Raw genomic sequence first — 25,466 nt, forward strand, 5'->3', positions numbered from 1 at the left:
TCTCAGGTTCAAATTTAAGATTTTAGCAGCACTCCAAACTCTACAATTTGCGTATAGTGGTAGCTAATCACTATATCAATCAAGATACAAGAAGCACTGCTTCGCAAGTGAGAAGTCATTTTAAAAGACCCTCTATCTAAGCTCCTCCCTGAGCGAGATTCAAAGCAATGCTTTGAATTAAAGTGCAAGAGAAGGAAATTAAAATTTTTAATCCCCCTCGATCCCCCTTTTTCAAAGGGGGAGGTAACAAGAGGTTAAAAGTATCTTATAGAGTATGCCCCAGCGCTTCACCCATATTCACCAAAGAATTGGCCTTGAATACGGCATCCCACTGCATTTTATTTTCTTCGAATAAAATCACTGCTGTTGAACCGAGGTAGAAACGACCCAGTTCTGCCCCTTTTTCCAGGAACAGATCATGCTGATTAAGTTCGATCCGGCCTGAAGGCTTCACTTTGCCGGTTGCCACGGTTTCAATACCCGCCACAATCATCGCACCGACCAATACCACCGCCATACGGCCGATTTCAGTATCAAACAGACAGACCATACGTTCATTGCGTGCAAACAAGCCCGGAATGTTTTCTGCGGTCACCTGATTGACCGAGAACAACTCACCTGGAACATATAGCGTTTCAGTTAATGTTCCGGCAAATGGCATATGCACCCGATGATAATCACGTGGCGACAAATATACGGTCGCGAATTCACCATTTTTGAATGGCTCGGCCAGTTGCGGATCAGCAATCAGGGCTTCAACGGTAAATTTCTGACCTTTGGCCTGAAACACATCGCCATTTTCAATTTTACCCAGCTGGGAAATCGCACCATCTGCAGGCGAAACAATGCTGCTGGCATCTGGATCAATCGCACGGATACCTTCTTTTAGGGCGCGGGTAAAAAATTCATTAAATGACTTGAATTTAAGGGCATTGGCCTGTTCAGCAATCGACATATCAATACCATACTGCGCCTTAAAGGCAGTAATTGCAGCAGTTTTGATAATCGGGTTTTCGCTGGCGGCAATTTTACCCACCACCCGAGACAAGCGATGTTGCGGTACTAACCGTTGAGCTTTAATAAAAAACTGTTGTTTTAAACGTGACGTGATGCTCAAGATGGCAGCTCCCCTGTAGCGATTGGACTATCGAGGCGGTTGCCCCATTCACTCCACGCACCATCATAGGCTCGAATTTTCCAACCCAGTAAACGACCCAGAATATAGGCCAAACCTGAGCGGTGATGGGACTGGCAGTACACCACAACGGGTTGATTCAAATCAAAGCCCAGTTGTTCCAGACGCTGCTGAGTACGTGGTAAAGGCTGTAATTTTAAATGATTTTCACGATTAAGGGCAGTACTCCATTCAAAATGACGTGCTCCCGGAATGTGACCGCCGCGTCGAGCCGCTAAACGTAGGCCAGTATATTCATCTTGCGTGCGGCAATCCCAAATTTGAACCTGTTGATTTTCAACCTGTTGGCGCAGTTCATCATAGCCAATCTGAAAATTCGCCTGATGCTCGAGATTAACCTGCAATACGTTCTTCACTGGTGCAAACTGCTCCTGACTGGAAGAAGTCGGCAAACCAGCACCGAGCCAGGCATGAATCCCACCATTCAATAAGCTGGTATTTTCAAAGCCCAGACAATGCAGGTTCCAGAGCAAACGCCCGGCCCATGCCCCGCCCTCATCATCATAAGCCACCACATGATGCTCAGGAGAAATATTCAGATAATCAATGAGAGCCTGCAAGCCATCCGCGTCCGGCAACAGTCCCATTGCCGTTTCTTCCTGACGCACCAGAAATTTAGGCTTTAAATGCAAGGCATGCGGAATATGCAGCTGCTCATACACAGAGGCACGGCTCAGGTCGACAATACGAAGTTTTTCATGGCCCAAATAGGGAACTAAATCTTCTGCCTCAATCAGCAGGCCAAAATTAAAAGCTGCAGCGGTCATCGTTATCATGGCTATTATTGGTCAAATCCTATTGATCTTAGCACAGCTGGTTTTTAGACTTATGTGCTTTCTTTGCAGATGATTAGCAAGATTTTAGCTAAACCCTAGTCTTAAATACTCTTGCATAAAAAAACCGCATCTGCATAGACACGGTTCTTTAAAATTATGAATTGTTCAAACTGACTTAGGCAGGTTCATTGATCTCAAAAACCTGACGTAAATAGGCCAGGAACGTATCATTATCGGTCATGGTTTTGCCCGGACTATCCGAGATTTTGGCTACTGACTGACGGTTACATTCCACCAGTTTCAGCACAATATTGAGTGGGGTTTGCCCCATATCATTGGTCAGATTGGTGCCAATGCCGAAACTGACCTGAAAACGGTCTTTAAAGTACTGATGCAATTTCCAGGCTTTTTCCAGATTCAGGCCATCACTAAAAGTCAGCATCTTGGTTTTGCTGTCTATTTTCAGCTTTTTATAATGCGCATAGGCCTTGTCACCCCATTCATAAGGGTCGCCACTATCATGACGCAAGCCATCAAACAGCTTGGCAAAGTACAGATCAAAGTCGCGCAGGAATGCATCCATCCCCACCACATCGGTCAAGGCAATACCCAAGTCACCACGATATTCCTGTACCCAGCTTTCCAGTGCAGATTTCTGGAAATTACGTAAACGTACGTCCAGCGCCTGAAAAGCTTGCAGGAATTCATGCGCCATGGTACCAATCGGGGTAATGCCCAGCTCTTTGGCTAACAGTACATTACTGGTACCACGAAACACATGCGGTGCGGCTTTGTGAAATTCTTCGACGACATGCTTTTGCCAATCGAAACTGTAACGGCGACGCGTACCAAAATCTGACACCAAGAATGGTGGATCATTGGGGTTTTGCGCAGCATCATACTGTTTTAATAGCTCGATTTTGGCTTTTAAACGGTGTTCGCCTTCAGCCAACACTTCAGGCGTGCGAATGCGGCTGAAATACAGTTCATTGACAATCGCCAGTACGAAGATCTCGAACATCATCGCCTGAACCATCGGGCCTTCCACCACAATATCCAGACGGCCTTGACTGTCGATACTGGCCTTGATGAAACGGCGCTTGAGCTGGAACAGTTCCAGATAATCCACAAAATCGCTTTTGATAAAACGTAAGCTTCTTAAATATTGCAGTTCATCTTCTTTGAATTTGAGCTGACACAGCAGGTCCAGTTGATGATTGAGATCATCCAGAATATCCGTCAGTGGATAGACTGTATCTTCCAGATTACGACAACGGAAATGGTAGACACTATGCGTTTGCGGAAACTTGTGTAAGACCACTTGTAACATGGTGAATTTGTACAAGTCAGTATCTAACAGAGAATGGATAATTGGAGCCATAACTAAGGGAATATCGCTGTGCTTATCTCTGCATTAAAGCATAAAAAGTCGTGCAATAATGCAGGATTTACGTACAGCTGGCTGTATTTGCGACAAAAGTATCAGAAGCATAACCCGCTTTATTTCTGTGATTTGACCTGAGCTTTTTCCTGTTCCTGAATCAGTTTCTGCAACTGTTTTTCCTGACCAATCACCTTGGCAAATTCGGCTGTGGTCTTTTGTCCGTTTTTTTGCACCTGGGCATCACAATTCACCTGACGCAACTGCTTGGCAATCGCAAATTCCATCTTGAATAAAGCCCCCATCAAGGCCGTATTGCCTCGATTGTCTCGAGCGCAGCGGTCTGCCCCATGCTTAAGCAAACTACTGACAATATCCTGATGGCCATAATAAGTCGCCATCATCAGTGGTGTATAACCGTCTTTATTGCGTACATCGACCGGAAAGCCATGTTTTAAAAATTCGTTGATGACTTCGCTATTGCCAATTTTGGCGGCAGCAAAGAACAGGTCGACCAATTCCTGTTGTGAGTTCATCTGAACATTGTCCACGCTTTTAGCGGGGGAGATCTCCTTCGCGACAGTCACGTTTGCGAATGCGGAACCTATCGCGAGAATACTGGCTAAAAATACAGATGACATAACTTTCATGATGAACTCCAGCAGAAATCGAATTCATTTCAATGCGGTTGAATCTTGAAATGCATTTTAAATTGGAACAAACAAGTTGCCTGTAGAACTCCCCCTAGGGTGCAGGAAAGGTTTGGAATTCTACAGGACTTTGCGGAGGTGACTTCTTAAGCCCTAGTCACCAATCCTGATCGACCAATCGAAATCAGTCTTTGAGTTGTGCTGCTGTGGCTTTAACAGTCGCAATATTACCGTTTACCGCCTTGGTCATACGCGTACCGTAGTCCGCATCTGCCTTGTAGAAGTAAGACAACATGATGTGCTTGGTTTCTGAATCTTTCACTGCACCTAAGTCAGCAGCAAGGTTCATGATCAGGTCATCTTTCTCTTTAGCTGTGTATGAACGGTACAGCTCACCTGCCTGCTTGAAGTTCTGCTCTTTCACGCCAATTTGCTGTACATGTCCAGATAATGGTGTTTGTACCGCACGTGCTTTTTCAGTTGCAGCTTTTGGCTCTTTACGGCTTGGCTCATAGTTCACATCCGAGTCACGCTCAGAGATATTCATGTAGCCATCCTGATTATTGTTGTTCACATTTACTACTGGACGGTTCACCGGAATTTGCTGGTGATTCGCGCCTAAACGGTACATTTGGGTATCCGAGTAAGAGAAGATACGGCCTTGTAACAGACGGTCTTCTGATGGCTCGATACCTGGTACCAGATTACCTGGTGCAAATGCCGACTGTTCAGTCTCATTGAAGAAGTTCTTTGGCATGCGGTTCAGGGTCAATGTCCCCACTTTCACTTCTGGAACTAAGTCAGTTGGCCAGATCTTAGTTGGATCTAACGGATCAAAATCAAAGCTGTTTAGATCTTTAGGATCAATCACCTGGATATACAGATCCCATTTCGGGAAATTACCTGCATAGATGTTGTTATACAGATCATTGGTCAAGTGGTTGAAATCTTTACCTTGCTGTTCAGCCGCTTCTTTCACGTTCAGGCCCTTCACACCCTGTTTAGAGCGGAAGTTGAATTTCACGTACTTGTATTCGCCCTTGTCGTTATACAGTTTGTAGGCATGTACACCGAAACCGTCCTGTTCGCGGTAGCTGGTTGGGACACCTTGCTTGCCATAAACATAAGTCAGCATGTTGGTTGCCCAAGGCTGGCTCGACAGGAAGTCAAATACACGGTTGGCATCTTGTACATTGGTGACCGGGCTTGGTTTCATCGCATGGATGAAATCCGGGAATTTGATCGCATCACGGATAAAGAAGACTGGCGTCTGGTTACCAACCAAGTCCCAGTTACCTTCCTGGGTATAGAACTTCACTGCGAAACCGTGCGGGTCACGTAAAGTCTCTGGTGAACCTTTACCATGAATTACGGTAGACATACGCACAAAAACTGGAGTTTTGGTACCGGCCTTGAATAAAGAAGCAATTGTTAAATCAGACAGATCTTTCGTAGTAACGAATTCACCATAAGCCCCTGTACCACGTGCGTGAACCACACGTTCAGGAATACGCTCGCGACCAAAACGTTGTAATTTTTGTACCAGTTGAACGTCCTGAAGGAGTACTGAACCATTTGGACCCGCAGTGATCGAGTTTTGATTATCACCGACTGGTGCGCCATTGTCTTTAGTTAAAGGAGCAGCTTGTGCAGCTGTGACAGTTGCAAGCATTGCAACCAGTAATGAACGCTTAAACATTTCTAAATCTCTTAATTTATTACCTTTCCTGCATGGGCTAAGATACGCCAACACAATAAATAGATAAAACAGATTATTTTTATTAATTCAATCGCTTTAATAAATTTATAAAAATTAATCAATTGATTTTCAGATATTTAAAGTTCATAAAAACAGTACCTCATACTGCTCCAGATTTTATTCTTGCTACAATCACCTCCATCTATCATTAGCAGTCCATATGTAAAATGCGTGCCTTATTACAAAGAGTTTTAGAAGCTAAAGTCGTGGTCGAGGGTGAAACCACTGGAGAAATTGAAAAAGGAATTCTGGTTTTTCTAGGTTTAGGCAAAGACGATAATCTGGAAAAAGGCAAAAAGCTGATTGATAAAATATTGAAATACCGCTTCTTTGATGATGAACAGGGCAAAATGGGCTGGAACGTTGCCCAGGCCGGCGGTGGTATATTGCTGGTTTCACAATTTACCTTGATGGCCCAGACCCAGAAGGGTTTACGTCCAGACTTTGGCCCAGCTATGTCACCTGCCGAGGCTAAAGCCCTTTATGAGCAGCTGGTAGAATATGCCCAAAGCCAGTTTGAACATGTACAAACCGGTATTTTTGCCGCCGACATGAAAGTGCATCTGGTCAATGATGGGCCGGTGACATTTAATCTGGAAGTAGAATGATTCAGTAAAAAAGTCCTCGAATTGAGGGCTTTTTCTATTTAATCCTCCCCTAGCCCCTCCTTTAAAAAGGAGGGGGAACTAAGCGGAAGTTTCTTATTTACCAGTTTTTTCTTTAATAAACTGGCGTACCATTTTCACTTTTTCTTTGACTGGCTTTGGCAGTTTTGGTGGAATCATCTTCGCCACCTGGTTAAACCAGACCAGCAGGCCAAAGTCGCCTTCCATTTTAATGGTGCCACTTTGCATGCCGGTCATAAATGCCGTCGGGTCACCTTTCACCAAAGTCTTTACACCCTGATCACTGTCAGCAAACTGCAACACAAAATCAGCTTTTTCAGCATCACCCGAAACCGTATCGATATGACCGTTATCCACAATAATCTGACGTGCCATACCTTCATCCGTACCAATCTGGATACGGAATTGACGTCCATGTACCAGTTCAATGAATTTTGGGCTGGTACGTGCCAACTGCTTCATACGTAAAGCTAGACCTGCGACCAGTAAGTCCAGCGGATCTGTACTCATATCAATAAGAGGAAGTTTTAACACAGGAATGGACGACAGTTTCATGGAGGATGCCTATTCTAATTGTACGAAAATTGACAAATATCCTAGCATAGTTCTGGGCTAGGTGGATTATGCAGTTTGTATCATATTTCCAAACTGAAAAATGCACCCGTGGGTGCATTTTTTTCATTACAACTTGTAGAATTAACGGCTTGAAAGCTGCTGCTGGTCGTCTTCATAAACTGGCGTATGTTCGATGCAACGGCGTTTTGCCAAAGCACGTTCAGCACGACGATCTTCACGCAATAACAGGCCAGTCACGACCATCATGACCGCAGTTAACGCGCTCAGATAACTATACGTCATTGGTAGTTCAAACCAGGTTTGAGTTCCTACACGAATCACCTCGATCAGGCCCCATACCAGCATACCGGCCGCCATAAAGCTCAACCAGCGACGATAAGGCGAGAAGAACACAGCAAGCACAGCTACAGCGACTAAACTGAAGCCCACAATCGTTGCTAAATTCGCTGTTATCATATAACCCCCTCCATCCAGATAGATAGTTTCCGCTTGATATTGCAACGCTTCTATCTATTGAATTTCGTTAAATCAATAAAATGGAATCTGTTGATTTGTATCTCTATGCCTGCATTATGCTGAGTTTTTTGCATAAAAAAAGTCCTGTCATCCAGCCTAACGACATACTTTGTCGCGATATTATATTGTCATTACATTTTTTGCTTTTCACATTTTTGTGGATCAATGACTGCGCCAATGTTGGGGTGTCATTACAAAATTATCAGTAGTTTTTTTAAGTGAAAAAATTATTTTTCCGTTTAAGATGATCGATGTTTTTGTAGCCACATTTCAGCTATTCCTTATATCACTCAGATCATAAGCAATAAAAAACGCGACCCGGAGGTCGCGTTTAAAATCAATCAAAGCCTGTATTTATGCACGGTTCAGGTCTTTATCATGTACACCGAGCAGATAAAGCACACCGTCCAGACCGACGCTAGAAATCGCCTGATTGGCATTTTGGCGTACCAGAGGTTTGGCACGGAAAGCCACACCGAGTCCTGCAATCGAGAGCATTGGTAAGTCATTGGCGCCATCACCGACTGCAATGGTTTGTTCCAGGGAAATTCCCATCTCTTGCGCGATTTCCCCGAGCAAGAGTGCTTTGCGTGCGCCATCGACGATATGACCTTTGACTTCACCCGTGACTATACCATCCTGCACATCGAGCGCATTGGCATGCACTTCATCAATATCCAGTTTAGTTTGCAGATATTCCGCAAAATACTGGAAACCGCCAGAAAGAATTGCAGTACGGTAACCCAATGCTTTCAAAGTCGAAATCAGGCGTTCCGCACCTTCGGTAATGGTCAGGCGCTCGGCAATTTTCGGGAGTACCGATGCGTCCATACCTTTTAACAAGGCGACACGGGCACGGAAACTTTGCTGGAAATCCAGCTCGCCTTGCATAGCACGTTCGGTAATTTCTGCAACCTGCTCACCAACACCGGCTTCAATTGCCAGTTCGTCAATAACTTCCTGCTCGATCAGGGTTGAGTCCATATCGAAGCAAACCAGACGGCGGTTACGGCGATAGGCATTGTCTTCCTGCACCGCAACATCGACATTCAGTTCATTCGACAGGCTGAGACAGGCCGCGCGCATGGCAGCAGCATCCAGCATCTGTCCACTTAAACCGAACTGGACACAGGCACGTTTTGGCCCGGCACTCTGACCATCTAAAGCTGGACGGCCAGACAGACGGGTCACGGTTTCAATATTAAAACCCTGACCCGAGACAATCTGGGTCACGGCTTGCAGATGAGAGGCATTTAATTCAGGGGCCAATGCCGTTACGATATAACGTGTGCGTCCACCCTCTTTGACCCACTGATCATATTCAGTCGCAGAGATCGGTTTAAAGCGCACAGTTAACCCGATATCATGTGCTAGAATCAGGATCTCCTTCATGGCTAATGCTGTCGCTGTCTGGTCTTCAGAGGCTACAACAATACCTAAGGTTAACTGATTATGAATAACCGCTTGCCCTACATCTAAAATCTGTAGGGAATGGGCGGACAAAACCTGCATTAATCGTGTAAATTGATTAGGCTGGTCAGGTCCTAAGAATGATATAAGAATGATTTCTCGCATGAATTGACTCGGGTCTGAGCTACAACTATTGTTAGAATCATAATCGAAATTGAACAGAATTGCCTTGGAAGTTTACGTTGAATGCGCCTAGACAAGGGCTATTTGCTAGCCTATTGATTGTAAGTTTTGCTCTGCATACCTTTTTACTGGTATTGGCAACCACTCACCAACTGAATGAAAACCGTGCCAATCAGGGACAGCTGATCACCAGTCAACTGGTGACAGACAGCCTGTCTGAGCTTGAACCACCCAACCGCGTTTCTCTGGCGTTGCTGGCAAATCGTTATGCCACCAATCCAAGTGTCGCTTCCATCCGGATTCTAGATGCGAAAGCTCAGGTTTTAGCCACTGGCGGACTGACCAAAACCCGCGAGGGTGAAGTTTTTGTCCGTGATGCGCTGCAAAATGAGAAAAAAGTCGGTGTGATTGAAATCACTCTAATTGAACCAAGTATTGGTGAAATTCTGCGGACACAATGGCTGGCAATTCTGTTCTCGTTCATCATTCATGGTCTGCTCTGGGTCGCTTATCGTGCCGTGGCACGTCCAAGCCGAACCGAATATCTGGCGCGCATCAATAACGAATCGCGACTGAAATTCGAGATTCAGACCCTGACCCAGGCATTGGAACAGGAAAAGCATAATGCGGCACTGGCGATTGCCCAAGCCCAACAGGCAGTGAAAAACAAAGCCAAAGAAAAAGAACATAAGCCGGCAATACTGGAAAGCGATAGCCTGAGCTTAAACATCCAGTTCTACGATCCAAAACAGTTACTGGATAGCGTGAATAAAACCGTTTCGGTGCCTTATTTCAATCTCTGTCAAATTTTCCTGAATAAAGCCACTGAACTCTGTGTGCAACGCTATAAGTTAAATAGTTCTGATATTTGTACCGTACATAAATTTGATGAAAAAGGTGCCACCATCAGTATCGCAGCAGACAAACCGAATGCCCTGGCCTGCCTGACCATGATCAGTGCCGTGTTCCAGCTGCTTTCGGAAGTGCTGTATAAACGTTATCGTGAAGAAAAACGTTTTGTGCTACAAACCCGCAGCGCGATTGCCTCTAAAGTCGAGGAGATGCAGCTCAGTTCGGTACAGGCCGCTGAGCGTCTGACTCAGCATCTGGTCGCGAAAGAAAGTGCCTTACATGTACCGAATAGCTTGCTGAAAGATGTGAGTGATCACTTCCAGCTGGTCAGCATGCCGAATCCAACCAATGTCCTGACCCGTCATGCTTTTGTGGTGAATGGGATGGATGCTGAAAGCGCCGAGCTGGCACAGACTTTTAGAACCGAAATTCTAAAATCCAAACAGTCCAAAGCCTCATAAATATCCTTGAATGTTTTAATTAAAAAAGCCGGATTCAATATCTGGCTTTTTGATGGGTACAAAACAAATACGCCAGCGTATCTTGGCCTACCCTTTAAATTTTTAACTGTTTTTGTTCCAGCAGATATTGCTGGGCATTATAAGGCTGGGCCGGATACTGACAAGGGACTTTATGCCACTGACCATCGGCATCTAACTCCCATGCATTTTGACAATCTTTTAAATAACTGATCAGGCCATCTTTATAAATCCGTTTTTTCAGCTCTGGATCCAGCACCGGGAAACAGGTTTCAACCCTGGAAAACAGGTTGCGCCCCATCCAGTCGGCACTGGCACAATACAGTTTCTTGGCGCCGCCATGCTCAAAATAATAGACCCGGGTATGTTCCAGGAAACGTCCTACGATTGAACGTACCCGAATATTTTCCGACATACCGGTAACTTGTGGAATCAGACAGCAGATTGAACGCACAATAAGGTCAATTTTTACCCCGGCCTGCGAAGCCTGATACAGGGCAGCAATTAATTGCGGTTCGGTAAGCGCATTCACCTTGATGATGATCTGCGCGGCTTTGCCAGCCAGGGCAAATGTCTTTTCCTGTTCAATCAGTTTCAACAGTTCGCTATGCAGGGTAAACGGCGCATGTAGCAGAGCTTTCAGTTTGGCCATTTTCCCCATACCGGTCAGTTCCTGGAACATGCGGTGCACATCCTCACAGATATCCGGCTGTGTGGTCATCAGGCCGTAATCGGTGTACATGCGGGCATTACCGGCATGATAGTTTCCGGTACCCAAATGCGCATAACGCAGTAATTCCTGATTTTCACGCCGGACGATCAGAATCATTTTGGCATGGGTTTTATAACCCACGATGCCATAGACCACTACTGCACCTGCTTCTTGCAGGATATTGGCCACCATAATATTGGATTCTTCATCGAAACGCGCCCGCAGTTCAATCACGGCCGTGACTTCCTTGCCATTGCGTGCGGCTTCTGCCAGTACCTGAACAATTTCCGAATCCGGACCACTGCGGTACAGCGTCTGCTTGATCGCCAGCACCGCTGGATCCTTGGCCGCTTCGCGCAGCAAAGTAATCACTGGCTGGAATGAATCAAAAGGATGATGTAGCAGCACATCCTGTGCCTTCAAAATTTCAAAAATACTTTTCTGTTTACGGAAAATTTTGGGAATGACTGGACTAAAATACGGATACTTTAATTCCGGACGCTCAAAGCTGGTACTCAGGCGGGACAAATTGATCGGTCCATCTATCCGGTACAGTTCCTGTTCCGTCAGATCAAATTCATCTAGTAAATAATCGATGATGTTCTGTGGAGAGTCATTTTCAATTTCCAGACGTACTGCACGACCAAAGCGGCGCGAACACAGTTCGTCTTTTAAAGCCACTGCCAGATCATCGACATCTTCCGACAGTACCAGATCGGCATTGCGGGTGACCCGAAAGGCATAACATCCGGTCGCTTTCATGCCGGGGAACAAATCACTGATATGCTGCTGGATGATCGCGGTCAGAAAAATCTGGGTGGTATTGTTTCCAGTGACGTCTTCCGGAATTTTAATCAGGCACGGTAAGGAACGTGGTGCTGGCACAATCGCCATCTCGATTTCACGGCCAAAGGCATCTTTACCTTCCAAGCTGATAATAAAGTTCAGACTTTTATTCACCAAACGTGGAAAAGGATGTGAAGGATCCAGACTGATCGGGGTCAATACCGGTTGCACTTCTTTGGCAAAAAAGGCTGCAATCCAGGCCTTATGTTTTTCCAGAAGATCCTGGTATTGAAGAAACTGAATCCCTTGCTCCTGAAGTTCAGGCAAAATCGCATGATTCAGCACCTCATACTGTTTGTTCACTGTGGCATGAATGGACTGGGACAGTTCTTGTAGAATCAGCTCGGTGGGTACAGCATCAGGCGTCCGGGTAGTCGCATTCAGGTCTTGCTGTTTCATCAGCCCGGCAATCCTGATTTCAAAGAACTCATCCAGGTTACGGGAAAAAATAATCAGGAAGTTTAAGCGCTCTAAAATCGGTAAATTCGGATCGAGTGCTTGTGCCAAGACACGACGCTGAAATTCAAATAAGGAAAGTTCCCGATTAAAATAGGTCGCTGACGAATGCTGAAATTGTTCCATGCCCTCTCAATGCTGCTGATTACAGTCTGTTGTTTCACATCATTGAGGGGCGATCTTAGGCAGACTTCATGACACTTATGTTACAAAGCTCGATAAATCCATATAAATTAATATTTTAATTTTTAAAATTATAAAACATCATGCTCTGGCTTGTTGTGCGCTGTCCTCAAACTGCAATTAGGTGTCTGTTTTTTCAGTTTGTCTGGCAGCCCAATAAGTGGCTAAAGCTGGCCCTGAAATATTATGCCACAGACTGAAAATGGCACTTGGTAAAGCGGTAAGTGGTGATGCGGAAAAATGGGTTGCCGCCAAGGCCACACCCAGACCAGAATTCTGCATCCCCACTTCAATGGATACCGCACGACAGTCTATTTCTGCCAAGTGAAATATGCGACTGGCCCAATAACCCAGTAAATAGCCCATACCATTGTGTAAGGCCACGATCCCTAAAATCATTAAACCGGACTCCAGAATCTGGGTTTTGCTGCCGGCAATAATCGCCGCGACAATTGCCACAATCGCAATCACAGAAATCAACGGCATCACCTGAATATAGGCCGTGACTTTTTGCTTGAGTATCGCCCGTACGATTAAGCCCAGAATAATCGGGAATAACACCACCTGTAAGATCGACACCAGCATCGACCAGGCATTGATCTCAATCCACTGACTGGCCAGCAGATAGAAAATGGCCGGAGTTAGAATGGGCGCCAGTAAAGTCGAAACCGAGGTACAGGCGACCGACAAGGCAGTATTGCCCTTGGCCATATAGGTAATCACATTGGATGCAGTTCCGCCCGGACAGCAACCCACCAAGATTACCCCGATGGCAATCTCTGGTGGCAGCTGGAACAGCTTGCACAGCAAAAAGGCCAAGCCAGGCATCACCATAAACTGGGCGACGACGCCAATCGCTACTGCCTTCGGACTTTGCAAGACACTTTTAAAATCTCCGACGGTCATGGTCATGCCCATGCCGAACATGATGATGCCCAACATCCACGGAATATAAGCCCGTAACCAGACAAAAATTTCAGGGATCATCAAGGCAATGCCGGAAAAAAGCAGCACCCATAAAGCAAAGGTTTTTTGGACAAATTGGCTAAACTGGAGCAAGGCTGACATGGGTTTCATCCAGGTGACATTAAGGGAGAAAAAGCAAGATAAAACAGGCACCCGTTGATGCCTGAATTTTTATATTCAAATATAAATAAGATCAAAGGGATATTAAGTTCTATCCCTATCCAGTGTTAAGCTGCTTGAACAATATCTTTCACATAGATACGTTTCACGCCATGCGACAGCATATCCTGCCAGGCATGTTGCAAGGAACCATTCAGGTCAATGCCCTTGGTGGCATCGGCAATCACATAGGTTTTAAAGCCCAGTTTGCAGGCATCGATTGCAGTCCAGGCCACACAAAAGTCCGTGGCAATCCCGACCACAAATACGGTATCAATCCCACGTTCACGCAGATAGCCAGCAAGACCCGTCGGGGTTTTCTGGTCAGCTTCCATAAAGGCCGAGTAACTGTCGATCTGGGAATGAAAACCCTTGCGAATGATGAGTTGTGCTTGCGGTAAATTTAAATCCGGATGCAGTTCGGCATCGCGTGTCCCTTGCACACAATGCTTTGGCCATAAGACCTGAGTGCCATAATCCAGCTGAATGCTGTCATAGGCTACTTTGCCGGGGTGGTTGTCTGCAAAAGAAATATGGTTGTCCGGATGCCAGTCTTGGGTCAGGATAATATGCTTAAAATGCTGCCCCAATAGATTAATATTTGGAATAATCTGGTCAGCATTGGCTACAGCCAGATTGCCTCCCGGGGTAAATCCTCTTTGTACGTCTACGACCAGTAAAGCAACATTATTCTGCATCTGTTTTCATCCATTGAAATCTCGATTTATGCCCAAGCATAGCGCAAAATACCTCAGGATTTTTAGCTCTACGGTTAAAAATGGCATGACTGTGTATTCTCGGCATGTGTATATGAGCAGATCAATAGATTCATTGTTTTTGACAAATATGAGATGAGTTCCGGGCTTGTATCAAGCTAGATCTCTGCAAAAAAATAAGTTTTAAGATAAAGTGATGAGTCTTTTTAATAATAAAACAGTGTATTTAATTCTTAAATTCTGAAAATAAAAAAGCCTGCAAGAGCAGGCTTTTTTAAATCGTTGAACCTTACACTTTAGTGCGGTTCACCAGGAACAGCATACATAATGCAGAGATGATGATACATGGGATCGCAGCGCTAATGACTCCCGCAGCACCAAAACCTGCTGTCAATAACTGACCGGCAATGACTGGACCCAGCATGGCACCGATACGGCCAACTGCAGACGCAACACCAACACCAGTACCACGCACTTCAGTCGGATACACGATACTACCGAAGGCATACAGTACGCCCTGACAGCCAATCACGAAGGCACCGGCCAATGCGGCTGCCATATACATCTGGTTCAGCGAGCTTGCCCCATTCAGCGCCAGTAGACCTGCCAAAATACCACCGTACATCAACAGGATCACATAGGCTTTCTTCCAGCGGTCGGTCAGCATACCCAAAATAATCGTACCAATCGTCGCTGTAACCATGAAGTAGAACTGTGCGGTTGAACCATCCTTACGTGTGAAGCCAAGTTCCATAAACAATGATGGCAGCCAGCTCAACATGATGTAAACCACCATCAAGGTAAAGAAGTAGCTCACCCAGATACACAGCGTACGCAACAGGTTGTCCGAATTAAACAGGCCCTTGAATGAACCCTGCGGTGCAACAGCAAGTTCTGCTGCCGTTTTGTTCTGTGCTTTCAGGTATTCCTTCGATTCAGGCAAAAATAGCATCATTAGCGGAATGGCAAAAATCGGTAACAGACCACCGAGATAGAAAACATTTTTCCAGTTGGCACCAAATTCCGTCGCAGCAATCAAAGACAAAATCGCCGCACCGACTGGCATGCCGCAGTACATCAAGCCGACTGCACGACCACGATTTTGTGGAGAGACAGCTTCAGAGGCGAGTGTGATCAGAATCGGCATCGCGCCACCTAGCCCTGCTCCAGCCAGGAAACGCACTGCCAGCAAGCTGTTAAAGCTATTGACCCAAACCGTACATAAGGTAAATACAGCAAACACTGCTGTCGACCAGATTAAGACTTTCTTACGGCCAATACGGTCCGCAAATCGCCCACCAACCAGTGCACCCGGTAATAAACCCAGAATCCCTGCACTAAAAAACACACCCAACTGGGAACTATCGAGACCAAAATGCTCACGAATACCTGCAGCAGCAATTCCGGCTGCCTGAATATCTAAGCCTTCAATCACCGCAATCAGAAAACAGATCGCGACCGTGACGATAGCATGCTTATTGTCTGATTTTTCCATTGGATTATCCTTGTTCAATCAGCGTTACAAAAGACAGCCATCATCTATGAGCCTGATTGCAGAAATAACTATCAATAAGTTGAACGTTTTGCTTGGATATTCCAAAAGGGGCTGAAGTAGAGGAATTGAAGATGCTGACTGATAAAGTCGCAAAAACACTTAATCAAAACACCATAAAGTTCAAGACTTAGAGTTTAAAGCTTATACATCAAGTTAAAAAATTAACCGATAAGAAAAAAAATTCTCAATTTATTGATATTTAAAAAAGATTAGTCTTAGTCGTTTTTGGCTTTATTTGTATTGGTACGAGAGTGCGATCAAGATGTACGAGATCTCAATTTATCCAATATAACTATTAATCCAAAATCAAAAGGCATAAAAATGGCAGTTTTCAGCTGATCTTTTTGCACAAGCCTTATCATTATTGGGTTAATTTGGGGCAATATCTTCTTTTATCTAGACTGAAGACATAACTTTGGTCTCAGGATTTTGCTTTATAAATCATCTTATTTATTACTTGATTGTTTCCAAAAGGCTTTGTATAAAGAATTCAGTAGCTTTTACTAAAGCATATTGTTCTTATGCGTTTGATCAGTCATAATTTGCATAAGCAATATTCAATTCAATGCAAATCTATTGAATTTGCTATAAATCAAAATACAAATCCATCCCAATTTATGTTTTCTCATTCCTTTCGGATGGACAAATAGGATAGTTTTTTAAAATGACTCAGCAAGCACAGACCATTCAAGGTTCCATAGTCGCAATCGTCACCCCTATGTTTGAAGATGGCAGCGTAGATTGGAAGGGTCTCGAGAAGCTGGTTGAATGGCACATTGCAGAGGGCACCAACAGTATTGTCGCCGTTGGAACAACAGGCGAAGCCTCTACTCTCAGCATGAGTGAACACACCCAGGTGATCAAAGAAATCATTCGTGTGGCCAACAAACGTATTCCTATTATTGCTGGTACAGGTGCAAACTCGACCCGTGAAGCGATCGAACTGACCCGCGAAGCCAAAGAGCTGGGGGCAGATGCCGCTTTACTGGTGACGCCATATTATAATAAACCGACTCAGGAAGGCTTGTATCAGCACTATAAAGCCATTGCTGAAGCTGTTGATCTTCCTCAAATTCTTTATAATGTTCCAGGCCGTACCGGTGTAGATATGGCCAATGAAACCGTGATTCGTCTGGCGGATATTCCACAAATTATCGGTATTAAAGATGCGACTGGCGATGTGCCGCGCGGTGCTGAACTGCTGCAAGGTCTTGTAGGCAAAGACATGACTGTTTATTCAGGTGATGATGCGACTGCGTATCAACTGATCGGACATGGCGCCAAAGGTAATATCTCGGTCACGGCGAACGTGGCTCCGAAAGCCATGAGCGAAGTGTGTGCAGCTGCGATTTCTGGTGATGCAGCCACAGCTGAACAATTAAATGCTCAGGTTGCAAATTTACACAATATTTTATTTTGCGAATCGAACCCAATTCCTGTGAAATGGGCACTCCATGACATGGGCTTAATTGGTACAGGTATTCGCCTTCCATTAACACCACTTGCAGAACAATATCGCGCTCCGCTTCATGAAGCACTGGTCGAAGCGGGCGTTATTAAATAAAAGAGCACAAGATTATGCAATTACGTTTAGGACTTAGCCTTACACTTTCAGTATTCAGTTTGGCAGGTTGTAGTTCAATGGCCTTTAATAACGGCACTTTAGACTATAAAGAGACTACTACCCTGGAAGCTTTACAATATCCTGAAGGCGCCATGGTTCGTCCTGCAACGCCATTGTATCCTGCTCCAACAGTTGATCCGCTTGCAATTGAACATGCACCGAAGCTTGAAAACCAGCGTGGCAACCGTTTTGCCTTGCCACGCCCACAAACCCAGACTGAAAACTCAAATACAGCTGATCTAACCGAAACCAATACGGTGGGTAAACCACAGTTGGTGACTGACGGAAATCTTAATCCGCTGCTTAAAATTGAGGGAAATTCTGCTACAATTTGGCAATATACACTTGCCACCCTCAGCAGTCTGAATCATAGCATCGTTGCGCAGAGCAAAAATCGTTATGAAGTCACGATTAAGGTCGACCAGCAGACCTATGTATTAAGATTATCTTCTGTCGGTTCGGGTAATAACCTCGCTGTGTTCAATGCCGATAACAGTTTTGCCGACCGTGAAAAAGCCGCAGAACTGCTTAACCAGATTTACCAAAATTGGCCAGCCTAGACATTTCTAGGCATTTTTTTTGTAAAAGGTTCCCTCATGTTAAAACAAACCTTGCTCTATACTGGTAAAGCGAAATCTGTCTACACCACAGACAGTTCAGACCATCTGATTTTAGTCTTTCGCGATGATGCCTCAGCATTCAATGGCGAAAAAATTGAGCAACTAGATCGTAAAGGCAAGGTGAACAACCGTTTTAACGCCTTCATCATGGAAAAACTGGCAGAAGCGGGAATTGAGACCCACTTTGAAAAGCTGCTGACTCCAAATGAAGTGCTGGTGAAAAAACTGGATATGATCCCGGTTGAATGTGTGATCCGTAACTATGCAGCAGGTTCTTTATGCCGCCGCCTGGGTGTGGAAGAAGGCAAGGAACTGACTCCTCCAACATTTGAATTGTTCTTTAAAGATGATGCGCTTGGCGATCCAATGGTCAATGAGTCACAAGCCATTGCTTTAGGTTGGGCGACTGCTGAACAATTGGCGAAAATGAAAGAATTGACTTACCAAGTGAATGACGTGCTTAAAGCATTGTTTGACGCAGGTAACATGATTCTGGTCGATTTTAAACTTGAATTCGGCGTGTTCCACGACCGTATCGTACTGGGTGATGAATTCTCTCCAGACGGTTGCCGTCTATGGGACAAAGACACCAAGAAAAAACTGGATAAAGACCGTTTCCGTCAAGGTTTAGGCGGCGTGGTTGAAGCCTATGAAGAAGTGGCTGGCCGTTTAGGTATCGACCTGGACAACATCTAATCTGTAAATGCGCAGATTCGAAAAAACCGAGCTTTTTAGCTCGGTTTTTTATTTTCGGCTTTTAATCGGAAAAATAAATTTTTATTATTAAAATGATCGTTTTTACATCAAAAACCACATGCATTAATATTATCTCATACCAGGCAAATCAGTGAGTCGATGCACTTCACTCCATATTTGCCGACCAGATTTCTCCTCTACCCTCTAGGATGTTATCTCCCTCAAAAAAACATCCTACTTTCAGCCCAATTCGCCTTGAATTGGGCTTTTTTTTCTTTGTTCAATCGGTTGAGATACCCAGCTTTATTGCTGCTGTTGTTGCTGTTGCCAACGGCGTTGCTGTAAACGCTCCCCTTCAACTTCACGTTTATTACGTGCTGATTCATACAGTTTGGTATCTTTCAGTTCTGGCGGCATATATTCTTGTAGCACAAAATGCTCAGGATAGTTATGCGGATACAGATAATCCACGCCATAGCCCTGCTCTTTCATCAGTTTGGTCGGTGCATTCCTTAAGTGCAAAGGCACTGGCAGATTTGAAGTTTTGTCTGCGAGTTCCATCGCCTTGTTAATCGCCAGATAGGTACTGTTACTTTTGGCACTGGTCGCCAGATAAACCGCACATTGTCCCAAAATAATCCGACATTCCGGCATGCCTACCGCCTGTACCGAACGGAAACACTCACCAGCCAATAGCAAGGCATTTGGATTCGAGTTGCCGATATCTTCGGATGCGGCAATCAACATGCGCCGTGCAATAAACACCGGATCTTCGCCGCCTTTGAGCATGCGAGCCATCCAGTACAAGGCTGCATCCGGATCACTGCCACGAATTGATTTAATAAAGGCCGAGACCAGATCATAGTGCTGTTCACCGGACTTGTCATAACGGGCAATATTCTGCTGTGCGACTTTGACCACCACCGCATTGGTGATGATATTTTCCATATCCGCTTCAAAGGTACTGGCAATCAGATCCAGTAAATTCAGTGCCTTGCGGGCATCTCCTGCTGCGAACTGGATCAGGGCATCAAATTCTTCAATCAGGATATGTCTTTCCTGCAAGAAAGAGTCATTTTGCAAGGCTTGCGTCAGCAGAGTCTGAATCGATTCAGCATTCAATGCATTCAGGCTATATACCTGACAACGTGACAATAAGGCACTATTCACTTCAAAAGACGGGTTTTCCGTGGTAGCACCAATTAAGGTAATTTTCCCTTTCTCGACCGCATTTAATAAAGCATCCTGCTGGGATTTATTAAAGCGATGAATTTCGTCAATAAACACCACTGGCGTCAGCAAATCGCCACCTTCTGCAATGATTTCACGCAGCTCTTTCACGCCGGTATTCAGTGCAGACAGGCTGATAAAAGGCCGGTCTACCGCTTGAGCCAGCAGTAAGGCAATGGTGGTTTTTCCGACTCCGGGAGGTCCCCAGAAAATGATCGAAGGTAGATGCCCCTGATCAATCATCTGGCGTAAGGGCGCCTGCTCACCCAGCAAATGTTCCTGCCCGATAATCTGTGTAAGGTCGCGTGGCCGTAAGCGTTCTGGAAGCGGGATATGACTATCTGACATGTTATTATTGGCTCAAACTAAATTCTGATCTCATTCTAACACCAGCAGTTTTGATTCCAAGAATGCAAACATCAAGCATAAAAAATTAATTTATGGAGATATCCTCTATTTTTTTAATTCTGAATGAATTAATCTCTATAAAAGCGAATAATTTGAACATGATTAATTGTGAATTAATTACAGTGTAATTTTCATATTGTTTATTCTAATTAAAAGAAACTTATCTCGCCCCTTGGGCACTTTGGGGTTGTAGTGGTGAATGCATGAAGCATGATAAATTTGAACATGGAGCTGTGAGTCGGTCTAAGCCACTGACGTCATCATCACTGATTGCACCCCACGTTCACTTGTCTGAATCGGTTTTATTAAAAAATCTGATCGATGCCTTACCGCAACCCTTGTGGGTCAGCAACAAAAAACATCTGCAATATTTTAACGATGCCTTGACTGATTATCTTGGCGTGAACCTGAATGAACAGGGTCATCCACAATGGCAGAGTTTTATCCATGCCGAGGACTTGCAGCTATTTTTAGCGCAGTGGCATGCTGCGCTGGATCAGCATCAGAATTTTGAAACCCAGTGCCGGATTAAACGCAGTGATAGCCATTATCGCATGTGTACCCTAGCCGTAAAATTTCATCATGAACCTGAACATTTGCTGCAATGGGCCGTTTCCCTGACCGATGTGCATGATTATTTTGAAATCCAGCAGCAACTTTCTCAGATTGTTTCAACCCAGGAAAACATGCTGGATGCCAGCGCAGACTGCATTAACATTATCAGCCCTGAAGGCGAGATTCGACATAGCAACCAGTCTGGCTGTCTGGCACAAGTAAGTGAGACCGCAGGACAAAATCAAGACCGTTCATTGTGCTGGTTAAATCGCTTAACCCCTGAAGCCCGAAAATCCGGGCAACGTGCTCTGAAACAGGCAGCCCAAGGCTTAAACAGCCGTTTCTCCAGCAAAGTTCAGATTAAAGATCAACCGATCCAGTATTGGGATCATCTGCTGACCCCGATTCTGGATCAGCAGAATATTACCCAAAATATCCTCTGTGTATCACGCAATATCAGTCAGCAAAAAATTGCAGAAACGCGGTTAAAAGAAGTAATTAAACGTGATGAACTGACTGGCCTGTATAATCGCAGTACCTTCTATAAAACCTTTAAGCAGGTGCTGTTAAAGGCCAAACAACAGCAGACCATGGCAGGTTTACTGCTGATTGATCTGGACTATTTCCGGCATATTAATGACACCTTGGGCCATATTGCCGGCGATCATCTGTTACATGTCTTGGGCAAACGTTTCCAGACCTGCTTCGGGCCAAATACCATCATCGCCCGTTTGGGTGGCGATGAATTTGCCGTACTGGTCAAAAATTTGGAAAGTGAAGAACAGCTGCTGGCAACGGCGCAAATGGCCTATGCCCAGCTGGATCAGCCCATCAATTATGTCGGCAATAGCATCAGCAGTGCCATGAGTATAGGCTGTGCCATCTATCCACGTGATGCCTTAAATACCTCGAATCTGCTGAAGTGTGCCGATATCGCCTTAAATGACCTGAAAAATAGTGGTCGTGGTGGCATCCGCATGTTTAATCAGGAAATGTGCGGGTCATTGGAAAATATGACCAAGCAGCTGACTCTGGCACGCAAGATTATTCTCGCCGATCAGATCATTCCCTATTACCAGCCTAAGGTCCGTCTTTCTGATGGTGCAGTGATCGGTTTTGAAGCGCTATTACGCTGGCAAGATCAGAATCAGAACATTCAGTTACCTTCCGAAATTTTTGGTGCCTTTCAGGACTATGAGCTGGCCTCACGCATCAGTGAGACCATGCAGCTAAAAGTCTTTGCAGATATGAGCCGCTGGCAGGCACAAGGTCTGGATCTGTTACCGATTTCAATCAATGCTGCACCAGTTGAATTCCTGCGCGATGACTATGCCGAAAAACTGTTGGCACGCCTGTCCAATTTCGATATTCCGGCCCACAAAGTTGAACTGGAAATTACCGAACAGAGCCTGTCCGAACATGGCGCCAATTATGTGGTCCGTGCCCTGAACCTGCTGAAACAGGCCGGAATCCAGATCTCACTGGATGATTTCGGCACCGGACATTCTTCGCTGACCCGCTTGCAGGACTATCCGGTCGATTGCATCAAGATTGACCGAAACTTTGTAGAGCGCATGAACAGTGACCCATCTGCCCTGGCTATTGTCAAAGCCATTACTCAGATTGGCTCCAGTATTGCACTGGATGTTCTGGTGGAAGGGATTGAGAATACAGAACAGCTGGATACCCTGATCCATTGTGACTGTCGGATAGGACAAGGATTCTATTTCTATCGCCCGATGGCCGGTGCTTTGGCCCAGGCCCTACTCCATCCGGCAGATCAATAAACGAATCACGCAGGCAGATTTAACGCACCCAGCGTACAATATAGTCTTCGATGTCATCTTCATGAATGTCACTTTCACTCAGGCAGCGCCCTGCTGCCGACTTGCGTGCCTGAATCACACTTTCCCGTGAACCGCTAATCAGATAATGCCAAGATGGCAGGCTTTTACCCTGCTCTACCCGACGATAGGCACAACTCGAAGGCAACCAGTGAATCGTTTCCAGCTTCTCTGGCGTGAGCTGAATACAGTCCGGCACATATTGCAGGCGATCCGGATAATTGGAACAACGCGCAGTGCTACAATCCAGTAATTTGCAGGCCACTTTGGTATATGCGACTTCCTGAGTATCTTCATCTTCCAGTTTAATCAGACAACATAATCCGCAACCATCACACAAGGCCTCCCACTCGACTTGCGTCAGTTCAGCAAGTGAATAGTTTTTCCAGAATTCGGGACGTAAAGTATCGCTCATGATCAGGTCGGCACATTCAAAAATCAGCTTATTATAGCAGCCAGAACCCTGCAGACCTACCGCCTCAAATTCTTATTACTATCACGTAAACTATTGTTAAATCATAGACAGTTCATCAACAAAACACTAACAGTCGCTGGAATCGTTTATTTCTATACTAAATTTGAAAATAAAAACACATGGAGAATATATATGTTTCGCTGGGCTATTATTTTTGCTGTTATTGCATTAATTGCGAGTCTACTTGGTTTCGGTGGCGTCGCAGGCTTGTCTAAGGATTTTGCAATTATCTTGTTGGTAATTGCGGTGATTCTTGCGATCGTTGGTTTTCTTTCGCGCGGCAAGGTCTAGATTTACGCTAGACCTTTTCAAAGCAAGTGTTAGCTTTCAAAAAACAAGAGCCTTCTGGCTCTTGTTTTTTTATGGGTATTTTAATGCTCTGTTTTGATCAAAAATACTTCTTTCAATATGAACTTAAGGTTTTAAATGACGTGGTCTAAAACCTGCCACTAGCAAGGCTGCAACATACGCCACCACACCGACAACACATAAGATCAATACTTCTAAGACACGCATCCATTGCGATACATCTGCGTTATACCAGCTCAGAGCATAGGCCAGAGCCGCAATCATCACCACATTGGCAAACATGAATTGCAGGAAGATTTTTTTCCAGTGCGAACCAAAACGGAAAATATCACGCTTATGCAGATAATAATAAAGCAAACCGGCATTGACCATCGCTGAACCCGTCGATGCCAGTGCAAGCGCCATATGCTCTGCTTCCCAGTCAATCAGCTTGAAGAAACCGATAAAAATCACGTTCAGAATCGCATTGGCCGCCACAGCCATCAAACCGACACGCACCGGGGTTCTGGTATCCTGCTTTGCATAAAAACCGGGAGCAAAGACTTTAATCAGCATAAAGGCAATCACACCACCGCTCATACATTGCAGCGCCAAAGCCGTCATTTGAGTATCTTCAAAGGTGAACTGGCCACGTTCAAACAGGGCTTGAATAATCGGGGTCGACAGCATAAACAGTGCAACACTGGCGGGTAGGCCTGCCATCACAATAACTTTGGCTGCCCAGTCCATCATGCCACGGAATTTTTCCGGATTTTGCTCGGTATGCCGTGCCGATAACGACGGCAAAATCACGGTACCAATTGCAACACCGATCAGACCCAGCGGCAATTCGGTCATACGCTCGGCACTATACAGCCAGGATACCGAACCATCCTGCATGAATGAAGCCCAAATGGTATTTAACAATAGATTAATTTGCGTGACAGATACACCAAATAATGCCGGTAGCATCAACTTCATGATGCGATCAACGCCTTCGTGCTTGAAGTCAATTTTCGGTGGAATCAGCAGGTTTTTACGCCACAATTCAGGAATCTGGATCGCCAGCTGTAAAATGCCGGCAATGATCACAGCCCAGCCCAGTGCCATAATGGGCTCGGCCATATAAGGCGTAAGCCAGAGCGCCCCAGCAATCATCGCCACATTCAGCAAGACCGGTGCAAATGCCGGGGTACTGAAAGAGCCATAACTGTTCAGAATACTGCTGGCAAAAGCCGTCAGTGACATGAACAGCAAATAAGGAATGGTCAGGCGGAACATGTCAGTCGCCAGAGCGAACTTTTCAGGATCGCTATGGAAACCTGGCGCATAGATATACATAATCAATGGCGCAGCAATGATCGCGACCATGGTCAGCGTGGTCATCACCGTCGCCAGACAGCCAAACACCCGGCTAATCAATATCTGGACTTCGATATGCGTGCGACTGGTCTTATATTCGGTCAGTACCGGAATAAACGCCTGTGAAAATGCGCCTTCGGCAAATAAACGCCTGAAAAAGTTTGGAATACGAAATGCGACTACGAAGGTATCGAAGTCTTTACCAGCACCAAAGACATTCAGTAAAACAATATCTCGAACCAATCCCAGTACGCGTGACAACATGGTCATCGCACTGACAATGACGGTCGAACGCCAAAGCGCCATCCTATTCACCTAATGTATAAATTTGTGGCTATTGTAATGAAACTTTTATCAGAAGTTCATTG

22 protein-coding genes are annotated in these 25,466 nt (G+C 45.2%); 7 read left to right on the plus strand and 15 right to left on the minus strand.

Annotated features, from left to right (window positions below):
• Positions 1–265: 265 nt before the first annotated feature.
• The 5 genes from asd to NI468_RS10835 all read right to left on the minus strand — a co-directional run bounded on the left by asd (position 266) and on the right by NI468_RS10835 (position 5,701).
• Complete coding sequence (asd, locus tag NI468_RS10815; protein ID WP_253101797.1) at positions 266–1,117, minus strand: archaetidylserine decarboxylase; 852 nt, start codon at positions 1,115–1,117, stop codon at positions 266–268.
• The gene (locus NI468_RS10820) at positions 1,114–1,962 is read right to left on the minus strand and encodes a sulfurtransferase (protein ID WP_180087171.1); all 849 of its coding nucleotides are present in this window, start codon (positions 1,960–1,962) and stop codon (positions 1,114–1,116) included. The genes asd and NI468_RS10820 overlap by 4 nt, the downstream gene beginning before the upstream one ends.
• 184 nt (positions 1,963–2,146) lie before the next feature.
• Positions 2,147–3,352: a nicotinate phosphoribosyltransferase gene (gene pncB, locus NI468_RS10825; protein WP_004729084.1), complete on the minus strand. Its 1,206-nt coding sequence runs from the start codon at positions 3,350–3,352 to the stop codon at positions 2,147–2,149.
• A gap of 119 nt (positions 3,353–3,471) precedes the next feature.
• Positions 3,472–4,002 carry an ankyrin repeat domain-containing protein gene (locus tag NI468_RS10830; RefSeq protein WP_253101799.1) on the minus strand — a complete coding sequence of 177 codons (531 nt, stop codon included), beginning with the start codon at positions 4,000–4,002 and terminating at the stop codon, positions 3,472–3,474.
• A gap of 184 nt (positions 4,003–4,186) precedes the next feature.
• Positions 4,187–5,701, minus strand: a complete 1,515-nt coding sequence (locus tag NI468_RS10835; protein WP_253101801.1) for a catalase — start codon at positions 5,699–5,701, stop codon at positions 4,187–4,189.
• A gap of 227 nt (positions 5,702–5,928) precedes the next feature.
• Here NI468_RS10835 and dtd point away from each other — a divergent pair, with 227 nt between their 5' ends.
• A complete protein-coding gene (gene dtd, locus NI468_RS10840; protein ID WP_253101804.1) occupies positions 5,929–6,369 on the plus strand; it encodes a D-aminoacyl-tRNA deacylase in 441 nt (146 codons plus the stop codon).
• Positions 6,370–6,462: 93 nt separating this feature from the next.
• Here dtd and NI468_RS10845 read toward each other — a convergent pair whose 3' ends face one another.
• The 3 genes from NI468_RS10845 to serB form a co-directional block, all read right to left on the minus strand.
• Positions 6,463–6,942 (minus strand): SCP2 sterol-binding domain-containing protein, encoded by a 480-nt coding sequence (locus NI468_RS10845; RefSeq protein WP_253101807.1) that lies wholly within the window; start codon positions 6,940–6,942, stop codon positions 6,463–6,465.
• 141 nt (positions 6,943–7,083) lie between these two features.
• Entirely contained in the window at positions 7,084–7,419 is a 336-nt protein-coding gene (gene aciT, locus NI468_RS10850) for a ciprofloxacin tolerance protein AciT (RefSeq protein WP_253101809.1), read from the minus strand.
• A gap of 414 nt (positions 7,420–7,833) precedes the next feature.
• Complete coding sequence (serB, locus tag NI468_RS10855; protein WP_253101810.1) at positions 7,834–9,054, minus strand: phosphoserine phosphatase SerB; 1,221 nt, start codon at positions 9,052–9,054, stop codon at positions 7,834–7,836.
• Between the two features lie 77 nt (positions 9,055–9,131).
• On the opposite strand from serB, the gene NI468_RS10860 reads away from it, so the two are divergent.
• Complete coding sequence (locus NI468_RS10860; protein WP_247144264.1) at positions 9,132–10,385, plus strand: hypothetical protein; 1,254 nt, start codon at positions 9,132–9,134, stop codon at positions 10,383–10,385.
• 94 nt (positions 10,386–10,479) lie between these two features.
• On the opposite strand, the gene ppk1 is transcribed toward NI468_RS10860, so the two are convergent.
• The 4 genes from ppk1 to mhpT form a co-directional block, all read right to left on the minus strand.
• Complete coding sequence (gene ppk1 / locus NI468_RS10865) at positions 10,480–12,543, minus strand: polyphosphate kinase 1 (protein WP_253101813.1); 2,064 nt, start codon at positions 12,541–12,543, stop codon at positions 10,480–10,482.
• A 177-nt stretch (positions 12,544–12,720) separates the two neighbouring features.
• Positions 12,721–13,668: a bile acid:sodium symporter family protein gene (locus NI468_RS10870; protein ID WP_253101816.1), complete on the minus strand. Its 948-nt coding sequence runs from the start codon at positions 13,666–13,668 to the stop codon at positions 12,721–12,723.
• 125 nt (positions 13,669–13,793) lie between these two features.
• Positions 13,794–14,423, minus strand: a complete 630-nt coding sequence (pncA, locus tag NI468_RS10875; protein WP_005105311.1) for a bifunctional nicotinamidase/pyrazinamidase — start codon at positions 14,421–14,423, stop codon at positions 13,794–13,796.
• A 307-nt stretch (positions 14,424–14,730) separates the two neighbouring features.
• The gene (gene mhpT, locus NI468_RS10880) at positions 14,731–15,936 is read right to left on the minus strand and encodes a 3-(3-hydroxy-phenyl)propionate transporter MhpT (protein ID WP_253101819.1); all 1,206 of its coding nucleotides are present in this window, start codon (positions 15,934–15,936) and stop codon (positions 14,731–14,733) included.
• Positions 15,937–16,660: 724 nt separating this feature from the next.
• On the opposite strand from mhpT, the gene dapA reads away from it, so the two are divergent.
• From dapA to purC, 3 genes are read left to right on the plus strand one after another with little or no spacing between them, the layout of a single operon-like run.
• Complete coding sequence (gene dapA / locus NI468_RS10885) at positions 16,661–17,560, plus strand: 4-hydroxy-tetrahydrodipicolinate synthase (protein WP_253101821.1); 900 nt, start codon at positions 16,661–16,663, stop codon at positions 17,558–17,560.
• A 14-nt stretch (positions 17,561–17,574) separates the two neighbouring features.
• Positions 17,575–18,180 carry a lipoprotein-34 precursor (NlpB) gene (locus NI468_RS10890; RefSeq protein ID WP_253101824.1) on the plus strand — a complete coding sequence of 202 codons (606 nt, stop codon included), beginning with the start codon at positions 17,575–17,577 and terminating at the stop codon, positions 18,178–18,180.
• Positions 18,181–18,216: 36 nt separating this feature from the next.
• The gene (gene purC, locus NI468_RS10895) at positions 18,217–18,936 is read left to right on the plus strand and encodes a phosphoribosylaminoimidazolesuccinocarboxamide synthase (RefSeq protein WP_005245619.1); all 720 of its coding nucleotides are present in this window, start codon (positions 18,217–18,219) and stop codon (positions 18,934–18,936) included.
• 303 nt (positions 18,937–19,239) lie between these two features.
• Here purC and NI468_RS10900 read toward each other — a convergent pair whose 3' ends face one another.
• Positions 19,240–20,514, minus strand: coding sequence for a replication-associated recombination protein A (locus NI468_RS10900; protein ID WP_253101827.1), 1,275 nt, complete (start codon positions 20,512–20,514; stop codon positions 19,240–19,242).
• 263 nt (positions 20,515–20,777) lie between these two features.
• Between NI468_RS10900 and NI468_RS10905 the strand changes: the two genes are divergently transcribed.
• Entirely contained in the window at positions 20,778–22,916 is a 2,139-nt protein-coding gene (locus NI468_RS10905) for a putative bifunctional diguanylate cyclase/phosphodiesterase (RefSeq protein ID WP_253101830.1), read from the plus strand.
• A 19-nt stretch (positions 22,917–22,935) separates the two neighbouring features.
• On the opposite strand, the gene NI468_RS10910 is transcribed toward NI468_RS10905, so the two are convergent.
• The gene (locus NI468_RS10910; RefSeq protein WP_247144270.1) at positions 22,936–23,388 is read right to left on the minus strand and encodes a YcgN family cysteine cluster protein; all 453 of its coding nucleotides are present in this window, start codon (positions 23,386–23,388) and stop codon (positions 22,936–22,938) included.
• A 192-nt stretch (positions 23,389–23,580) separates the two neighbouring features.
• On the opposite strand from NI468_RS10910, the gene NI468_RS10915 reads away from it, so the two are divergent.
• Complete coding sequence (locus NI468_RS10915; RefSeq protein ID WP_004647174.1) at positions 23,581–23,739, plus strand: DUF1328 domain-containing protein; 159 nt, start codon at positions 23,581–23,583, stop codon at positions 23,737–23,739.
• A gap of 123 nt (positions 23,740–23,862) precedes the next feature.
• Here NI468_RS10915 and murJ read toward each other — a convergent pair whose 3' ends face one another.
• The gene (gene murJ / locus NI468_RS10920) at positions 23,863–25,413 is read right to left on the minus strand and encodes a murein biosynthesis integral membrane protein MurJ (RefSeq protein WP_253101833.1); all 1,551 of its coding nucleotides are present in this window, start codon (positions 25,411–25,413) and stop codon (positions 23,863–23,865) included.
• Positions 25,414–25,466 lie beyond the last annotated feature (53 nt).

Origin of the sequence: Acinetobacter lwoffii, assembly GCF_024129355.1 — a bacterium.
GTDB lineage: Bacteria > Pseudomonadota > Gammaproteobacteria > Pseudomonadales > Moraxellaceae > Acinetobacter > Acinetobacter lwoffii_I.

Bases quoted from the DNA above. Each gene is read 5' to 3' on its own strand.
- NI468_RS10820 (WP_180087171.1), bottom strand. From the start codon at position 1,962: ATGACCGCTGCAGCTTTTAATTTTGGCCTGCTGATTGAGGCAGAAGAT.
- pncB (WP_004729084.1), bottom strand. From the start codon at position 3,352: ATGGCTCCAATTATCCATTCTCTGTTAGATACTGACTTGTACAAATTC.
- NI468_RS10830 (WP_253101799.1), bottom strand. From the start codon at position 4,002: ATGAAAGTTATGTCATCTGTATTTTTAGCCAGTATTCTCGCGATAGGT.
- NI468_RS10835 (WP_253101801.1), bottom strand. From the start codon at position 5,701: ATGTTTAAGCGTTCATTACTGGTTGCAATGCTTGCAACTGTCACAGCT.
- dtd (WP_253101804.1), top strand. From the start codon at position 5,929: ATGCGTGCCTTATTACAAAGAGTTTTAGAAGCTAAAGTCGTGGTCGAG.
- NI468_RS10845 (WP_253101807.1), bottom strand. From the start codon at position 6,942: ATGAAACTGTCGTCCATTCCTGTGTTAAAACTTCCTCTTATTGATATG.
- aciT (WP_253101809.1), bottom strand. From the start codon at position 7,419: ATGATAACAGCGAATTTAGCAACGATTGTGGGCTTCAGTTTAGTCGCT.
- serB (WP_253101810.1), bottom strand. From the start codon at position 9,054: ATGCGAGAAATCATTCTTATATCATTCTTAGGACCTGACCAGCCTAAT.
- ppk1 (WP_253101813.1), bottom strand. From the start codon at position 12,543: ATGGAACAATTTCAGCATTCGTCAGCGACCTATTTTAATCGGGAACTT.
- NI468_RS10870 (WP_253101816.1), bottom strand. From the start codon at position 13,668: ATGTCAGCCTTGCTCCAGTTTAGCCAATTTGTCCAAAAAACCTTTGCT.
- pncA (WP_005105311.1), bottom strand. From the start codon at position 14,423: ATGCAGAATAATGTTGCTTTACTGGTCGTAGACGTACAAAGAGGATTT.
- mhpT (WP_253101819.1), bottom strand. From the start codon at position 15,936: ATGGAAAAATCAGACAATAAGCATGCTATCGTCACGGTCGCGATCTGT.
- dapA (WP_253101821.1), top strand. From the start codon at position 16,661: ATGACTCAGCAAGCACAGACCATTCAAGGTTCCATAGTCGCAATCGTC.
- NI468_RS10890 (WP_253101824.1), top strand. From the start codon at position 17,575: ATGCAATTACGTTTAGGACTTAGCCTTACACTTTCAGTATTCAGTTTG.
- purC (WP_005245619.1), top strand. From the start codon at position 18,217: ATGTTAAAACAAACCTTGCTCTATACTGGTAAAGCGAAATCTGTCTAC.
- NI468_RS10900 (WP_253101827.1), bottom strand. From the start codon at position 20,514: ATGTCAGATAGTCATATCCCGCTTCCAGAACGCTTACGGCCACGCGAC.
- NI468_RS10905 (WP_253101830.1), top strand. From the start codon at position 20,778: ATGAAGCATGATAAATTTGAACATGGAGCTGTGAGTCGGTCTAAGCCA.
- NI468_RS10910 (WP_247144270.1), bottom strand. From the start codon at position 23,388: ATGAGCGATACTTTACGTCCCGAATTCTGGAAAAACTATTCACTTGCT.
- NI468_RS10915 (WP_004647174.1), top strand. From the start codon at position 23,581: ATGTTTCGCTGGGCTATTATTTTTGCTGTTATTGCATTAATTGCGAGT.